The organism is Chamaesiphon sp., assembly GCF_041737865.1.
Lineage (GTDB): Bacteria > Cyanobacteriota > Cyanobacteriia > Cyanobacteriales > Chamaesiphonaceae > Chamaesiphon.
In genome coordinates this window covers 1-7506 of the sequence record NZ_JBGSQZ010000156.1, presented here as the reverse complement: position 1 = coordinate 7506, position 7506 = coordinate 1, and the positions used below count along the sequence as shown (strand labels likewise).

Below are 7506 nucleotides of genomic sequence, written 5' to 3'. Positions count from 1 at the left end.
CTCTTCAAGTAAATCTCTTGCTGTCACTTCTGCATTAAGGTCGCACTCCTTAACTTTTGCAACTGTATCGACGACAATTTGCTCGATTTCGGCACCGACATACTCAATCGTTTCGTCGAGAATACCTTGCCATTCGTACTTATCAAAAACGATACTATCTTTGAATCTAGCATCGAATCGTTTGAGGAATAGTAAGAATAAATTTAAACGAGATTCGGCATCTGGAGAATCGACTTCCCAGACAGTATCGAATCTGCCAGCGCGTGTGGCTTCAACTGGTAAATCTTCAATTCTGTTGAGAGTACCGATGACGAAAACGGGGAAAGTTTTATCTTGAAGCCAGGTTAGTAACAGCGAAAGTAGCGGTTTATCATCTCTGGTAAATAGTTTCTCGATCTCATCCATGTAAAAAATGCACGGAGCGCAGACGCGAGCGATCTCCAAAACCCTTGCCATTGCAGTCAAACCGCCGACTTTGATTTTATCGATCTCTAGCGATAGCATGGGGTAGCCCAGAGCAGAGGCAATAGACCTTGCCGAGTAAGTCTTCCCCGTCCCTGGTATGCCCACTAAGAGCCAACCTTTGGGGTAAGGTAGCCCGATGTCGATCGCTCGCTGGCTGAATCTAAATTTGAGCTTGTCGATGGCGGCGACAAGCTCATCTAAACCCGCAATTTCTTTAAAAACTGGTGGCGGGTCGTACTTAACGCCCATTAGAGATAAACGGGCGTTACGGTACGTTTCTAAGTATATTTCTGGCTCCGAACTCTCGATCGCCTGCTGGAGCGCGAGCTTCAAATCTTGATAAGCTAGCCCCGATGCCAGCCGTAGATTGCGTTCGTTTGGCTCGAAGTGATATTCACCAAATAACTCAGTAATCTCCGTAATAGTGGGCAACTTCCAGGCGTACTCATAAATAAATCGCGCCAGTTCGAGCGGTAATACGCTATCGTCTGTTTGCAACAGCACGATCTGATATTGATGTTGGCATAGAGAGTAGAGATCGGCGAACTGTTCGTAGATGAGTTGCCGCTCCCACGGTGCGAGCGTGGCAACGAATGTTAAGTAGTTATCGAAGACAAAGTTACCGCCTTTAGTCACATGGCGGAGTGCTGCTAGTAGCAGTGAGAACGGTGAAGATAAGGAATCCTTACCGATTGCCACATTCAATCGCCAGCGATCGGCATCGCTCAAGTGAGTGCTAACAATCCATTCGCGATCGAGTGGGTTGCAACGCACCAGGACGATCCGGTGGCGACCGATCAGTTCGGTAAAATCTGGTTGAGACATATTTCAGTTTAGGGCTTTGATTTGAGATCTTCCAGTAACAATTTATTGAGTTCTATTTCGCGCTCTAGATCGAGCTTTACAATTTGGACTTTATTTTTAACGAACGGGATGATTTAACTTTAGTAGTTTTTGCCGATTTGCTAATTTCCTTGACGATCTGATGTTTGCCTAAGAAACTATCGATAGTAACGTAGTAACAGTCATCTAAATAACCTTTGGATTGAGAAATATAAGATGATGCGTCTTCATGCAAACATACCTTTAAGCAATGTTCTGGTGGACTATCAGCTCTTTGGTGTTCGGATCTGGGCTTGTGGAAACCTGGATGTTCGGTAGCTACTCGCTCTTCAACATATCTTAAATCGGCACTATAATCACTAACGATCGAACGTTGCAATAAGTCGGAACCAAAATTGAAAATCCAATCTCTTTTATCTGATTCATAGGGATCGGAGATGTCGTCCTTTTCTTGGACTGTCGAACTAAGTGTAGATTTGACAACTTCGGCTGGTGCTACGATCTTCTTAACGATCGTATGTTTCCCCAGATAGTTGTCTACAGTTAGATAGTAGTCTTTGTGATCCCAGTAGTTTTTAGAGCAATATGAATCAACCACCCCACTACACGCTCTTAGGCAATAAGCTGGTGGGCTATCTGTTTTCTCGATCGATATATTAGTAGGTAATAAAAAGCCTGGGAGTTCAAGATTCAGCCTTTCTTCTACATACCTACAATCGGATATATAACCAGCTAGTAATGACGCTTGAAGCAATTTAGAGCCGTAAGTTGAAATCCATTCTCTTTTCTGGCAGTCGTAATCTTGTGTACTGTCGGCAATGTCTAAGATATTAGTGTTATCTAAATTATTCATCGGATTTAAAGGTTTAGTGCTATCGGCTTTGAGATACTTCTGGTTCTGGACGCGATCTTTCAGAATTGCCGCCGCTAGTTGGCAATGTTACCGTCCCCTTCTCACCCCCAGTTGGTAAAGTGACACCCTCGTTAGCAGGTGCGGGAGTTCTCCCAGGCGAATTTTGTTCGGTTTGTGGAGAGTTATTAGTGATGTTGGGTTTGGGTTTGGGCGAACTATTACCCTGAGCTGGCAGGGCGACTGTCTGAGTATTAGCAGGTGCGGTATTTACCCCAGGCAAACTCTGCTCGGCTGACGGAGAATTGCTACTACGGTTGGGCGCAGGTTTAGGAGCGTTTTCCTGAGTTAGCGGCAGATATTGGGGGTCTTTCGATTGGGCTGCTACTTCGAGTTGCTGGGCTTCTTTCAATGGTTGAGCTTCGATTCCCCGCGCCAATAACACTCGCTCCATTGCCTGGATAGCTTTTGGGTCACTAAGGTTGGGTTCGGGTTTGAAATTTCCATCTTTATCGACTGTGCCGATCCGAATAGCTTTCTTGCTCTCACTTGGCTTCACTGAGACAGAGCTAGTCCCTTTCTCTTTCTCAGGTTTGAGCTTGTATTTTACGCCATCAATCGTTTTTTGAGGACTTTCAGATTTAGACTTATCAAATTCAAGTTTCAGCACTCGATCGTAAGTGACGCTAGCTGTCTGCTTTGGGTCTATCTCTGTAGTGGGTTCGGCCCGATCGAGGGTTTTCCCAATCGGCGACTGAGGTTTCACTTTCTGAACTTCTTGAGGTGGATCGGGTATTACAACCTCATTAGTTTTGGTGACTTTAGCCTCGTTGTCAGGAGTTGCCGCCATGCGTTTAGCATAGTTCGTGAGTTCGGTCAGACCTTTTTCATCCTTGAGTTTGACACTACTTAGTAATTTAGGGTCGCGCTCGTAGGCACTGTATGTTACTACGCCTTGAGCGTCGGTTTCAAACAGCTTTTTACCATCATGTTCGATGAGTAGATTTTCTCCCCCAGCGATGGTAGTTCCCTCTTTACCGTTCATCAGGTCGAGAACAGCCTGAGCATCTTTTTGAGAGAGCTTATTATCAATAAACTTATTGTTTGAATCGTAACCGTACAAAACTTCAGTTCGATTGTTGATTTGATTTGGTCGTTCCAAATCTAACTCTCGATCCATCCGAGCGACAATATCCGGCAAATCTTTAGTTAATTTTTCTTCATCGCCCGTAAAAGTAGGCTTTCCCTGCTTGGCGAATAACTTAGAATCTTTAGACTCAACATTTAATCCACCACCATCATATTTATCAACCCTATATTTAGTTCCATTGACCTCTACATCACGATTGAATTTTTTGTGATTTGCTAATGAGCTATTTAGCTGTTGTACCAATCTCTCTGCCTGTTGTCGAGAAGTGAGATCGGGGTTTTGAGAATCTTTACTAGTAATCTTAAATCCAGAGTTCATAGCTGCTTCAGGCGAATTAGTTTTGGATACTTCAATCGGTTTCTTTTTTGGTTTAAGATCGAGTTTGGATAACTCATGTAATGCCAGCATCAAATTCTTGAATGCCACCGCACCCGCTTGGTTGAGCTGCTGAGATAATTTTTCTGATTGATTCTGAATTTCCTGCATCAATTTCTCTCCTGTATCCTTGCCCTGCGGGGCGGCTGGTTTTTGACTGTACGAACCTACACAATTGGTTAGCTTCGCTTGTGAGCTACTGGCGATTAGCCAGAGGCTAGGCTTCGCCAACGGTTCGTACAGTCACCGCTTGCGCTAAAACCAGCTTGCTAGAAGGGAACTTTTTCCCGATTGGAAGCATTATAAGTAATCAATTTACTAATATCATCGCAAGTAAATGATTTTACTCGTCCATTGACTATTAAGTCTGCGGGTATATAATACTTTTTGTTGTCCTCAATGCCAAAATCAGTATCGTATCCTGCTTCCTGAAAAGATTTATCTATGTCACTACCAATGACATATAGACGATCGGAGCCAGTCATTCGAGCTACTATTGTGAATATATTGCAAATATCCACAGGGTGATTCCACTCAATAATGCGATCTAGCCCTAATGGTGAGAGATCGAGTATTTCGTCTTCAACAAAATGTGGCGGAATAAAATATAACTTCTCTCGATCGAATGGCATATATAAATTGTCTTCTAAAGGGCAAAGATAAATATTAAGATATCCAGCTTTTTCAATAATATTGACTATATCTTGACCCTTGATATATAAAGGTTGATCTATATATTTGCCATTGTACACATCCATTTGTCCGGCGAGATCGTATAAGTAGGCAACAAATGTTTGGCAGCGATCGTTAAACTCACTCTCCTCATTCATGTTCTGGATTTGCTCGACGTGACTATTATAAATAGCCATACCAATCGGACACTCTACTAGCGTTCTGCTAGCCACAAAATCATGGAAATAGATCGGCCGATCGTTTAGATGAATAGAGATATAAGTTTGCGGTAGAAGTGGATCGAGATCGACATAGAAAGTACTGCCACAATCTAAGGCGAATAGGCATTGCTTGTCGGTTCTGACGTAGATTCGATCGTAGGTTGATGGTGTAGTTCTCATAAATTTATCTCCAATTAATAAATGAACAGACAGAGCCTAATCCCCGCCAACAGCTAGAGATAGTACTAGAAGATCGCGCCCGTAGCGGCGGGGATGGGCGACGGCGGTTGCTCGTGCTGCGATTCACTGTACTCTAGCAATCTAGTGACATCTTGATAAGTTAACGGGGATTTAATATCGCCATTAGCCTTTAAGTCGGTAGGCACATAATATTTTTTCTGAGCCGCTATTTCATATTTAGATAAATCGAATCCGGCTGCTTGGCATAAATTTAAAATATCTGCTCCGACAACGTGCAGGGGATCGGGGATTACTAGCCGATCGTTCGCTGCCTCAGTTTCAGGAGTGAGCGGTAGTAATCGCTCCAAAATTTGCGTATAGCGAAGCAGCTCCTGGCTAAAGTCAACTTGTGAAGTGCCACCGCGCTCGTTGATTATAAATTCTCTGATAGCACTATAATCTTCAAGCGATTGCTTCTTAAAAGCTTTACTCTGCTTCTCATCGTAACTAAACTGGTGGACGAACGGGATGCTAACACTATCTTTATTACCCGTTCCTGGAGATTGAATGATACATTTACCTTTAGGAAGTTGCCCGATAATGTGAGCTTCAATCAATGGCTTTTTATGCAACTGCTCATTCTCGGATCGACTGTTACCGCTATTTTTGCCGAAGTTATAAGACTTAGAGTTTGATTTTAATTCGAGTTCTTCTTCTCCAAAAGCTTTCGAGAGAGCCTGTTCGGTATCGGGGTCGCCTGGATTGAACCATGCTTTAGTATTGCAGTTAGTCAAAAAGCCTCTAGCTCGATCTTTACCGTAGATTGCATCTAATTGACTGAGATATTGAGTACCGATCATAATCGACGATCCGTTGTAGCGATCGACAGCCAACCATTTTAAAACGATCGGCAAATTCAGCAAGTGAAACTCATCAAGACTAACAACCATTGGCTCTTGCCTTCCAGATCTGAGGTTGTAAGAAATAACTTGATGGATTGCCATCGCAATCAACGGTACGGTACTAGCTACGTTGTCAGGATCGAGCATGAACACGACCATCTGCTTGCCATCGACCTTGAGCGGGTCTTGAGGATCGAAGCCTGGAAAAGTAGTTTTACCGCAAAAGGTTTGAAGATAATTTGGGATTACCAGTGGAGCCAGCATTTTGATGGCAGTAGCTAGAATACTGCCTTCGGGACTATTTTGGCTTGCTTTTTTACTCGTTGCAGTAAGAATTCCAAACTCAGAATATATCCAGGGGTCGATAGTAGCTTGAGAAGCTTGCAATCGCCTGGATAAGTTTTGCAATTTGAGGATCTGATTCACCATTAAAATGTTGGCAAGCAGCGGATCTCCTTCAACTTTGGCGACCCATTTAGCCATTAAAAAAGCACCCGATAAGACTGAAGATCCAGCAGGATCGAAGAATGAGTCCTTCTTGGTATCCTTTTCGCTGGTATTATCGATTAGTACTGCTACTCGCTCCCTTGCCCCAGCCACATCTCGCTCGTCTTTAATCGAATCAAAAGTGTTGAAAGTGTTAGAAATTTGGTCGCCTGGAGCCAATACCCTAACTTCGTAACCGTGCCTCAGAGCGAGCGGAATTAACGTCTCTGCTTGACCGCCGCGCCCTTTGCCATCGAATAACGCGATCGACATACCCTGAGCGATCGCCGAATGTAAGCAAGGATTGATGATATTGTCTGTCTTACCACAACCCGTAGCACCGCAGGTAAACAAGCCGCGATTGATTTCTGGAAACACGATCTTCACGCCAGACTTTCGACCCAAAACCTGACTTGGGGAACTTACGGGCACACCAATCGGTTCGGTGATATAGTAAGCAGCACAATCGAATTTACGCTTGCGAATTGCGCTTTTAGCCAGCCTGTGGCACCGTTGAATTTCCCCAGGGTTTGCCCACCTCGCGGTAGCCGTTTTCCCTTTTGTGCCGTTTCTGCCCTGAATTACGCTGAGGATAATAAATAGCAGTCCCAGACCGAAAATAGCAAGAAACGAGGGATCTAAATTCGTTGTCTTGAGCAGTGGCGGTGGAATAAAACTAACTTGGTTTACAGATTTCATAATTATCGATGGCTCCATTTGAAGGCTGCCGAACTGAGAAACATCCAGCTTTCGCCAGTTTGGTGAAAGGAAATGACTTATCTGGTAGGTCGATCAACTGCACGGAATTTGTGTACTTATCGCGCTCGTCTACTACCACATGCAAACAACCCAATTTGCCACAAGTTTGAGGTAAATTAAACCGATAAATCGTGAACGTGGTACCGCCACTTTCAATCTGCGCTGCCAGAACCTTCTTAGCAACTTGTGCGGCAACAAAATTATTAGAAGTGTAGACGCTGCGACCGACTATCTGCTCTATTTCTGGAGCTGATTTAAGATCTGTTGCCATTGAGTAAGATCCCTTTGCCGGATCGTAGAATGTCTCTTTAACCCATTTAGCTAATTGGACGAGAGCGCAAACACCACCCACAGACAATAGCAAGATTAATGGGAAGGTCGATTTAGCTTTCTTCAAACTCCTCATTTGGGATTCACACTGGGTAACGGTTGGCAATTGGTAGTTTAGCCTGTTGATTAGAATAGATATACTCTAAACGGTTAAGATCTGGACTTTTGCAAAAGATTGAAAATTGAGTGTTAATAGGCTGTCTAGCTTTTCTTTCCGGTCTGTATTCGCGGTGCCGATACAGGTGGAAATTTCCGCTTTAAAATCAGCAAAAT

General features: G+C 43.7%; 6 protein-coding genes. All 6 read right to left on the bottom strand.

From position 1 onward, the window contains the following. Nucleotides 1-1290: ATP-binding protein (locus ACEW9J_RS11925; RefSeq protein WP_373545340.1), on the bottom strand; the 1290-nt coding region annotated here is incomplete at its 3' end. Between the two features lie 76 nt (nucleotides 1291-1366). Further along, nucleotides 1367-2161 (bottom strand): hypothetical protein, encoded by a 795-nt coding sequence (locus tag ACEW9J_RS11920; protein WP_373545339.1) that lies wholly within the window; start codon nucleotides 2159-2161, stop codon nucleotides 1367-1369. 19 nt (nucleotides 2162-2180) lie between these two features. Beyond that, nucleotides 2181-3914 carry a hypothetical protein gene (locus ACEW9J_RS11915; RefSeq protein ID WP_373545338.1) on the bottom strand — a complete coding sequence of 578 codons (1734 nt, stop codon included), beginning with the start codon at nucleotides 3912-3914 and terminating at the stop codon, nucleotides 2181-2183. Nucleotides 3915-3952: 38 nt separating this feature from the next. Continuing rightward, on the bottom strand, nucleotides 3953-4756 hold the full coding sequence (locus ACEW9J_RS11910; protein WP_373545337.1) for a hypothetical protein: 804 nt from the start codon (nucleotides 4754-4756) through the stop codon (nucleotides 3953-3955). A 65-nt stretch (nucleotides 4757-4821) separates the two neighbouring features. Continuing rightward, nucleotides 4822-6843 carry a type IV secretory system conjugative DNA transfer family protein gene (locus ACEW9J_RS11905; RefSeq protein ID WP_373545336.1) on the bottom strand — a complete coding sequence of 674 codons (2022 nt, stop codon included), beginning with the start codon at nucleotides 6841-6843 and terminating at the stop codon, nucleotides 4822-4824. Further along, nucleotides 6821-7309, bottom strand: a complete 489-nt coding sequence (locus tag ACEW9J_RS11900) for a hypothetical protein (RefSeq protein WP_373545341.1) — start codon at nucleotides 7307-7309, stop codon at nucleotides 6821-6823. Before ACEW9J_RS11900 ends, ACEW9J_RS11905 begins: the two co-directional genes overlap by 23 nt. Nucleotides 7310-7506 lie beyond the last annotated feature (197 nt).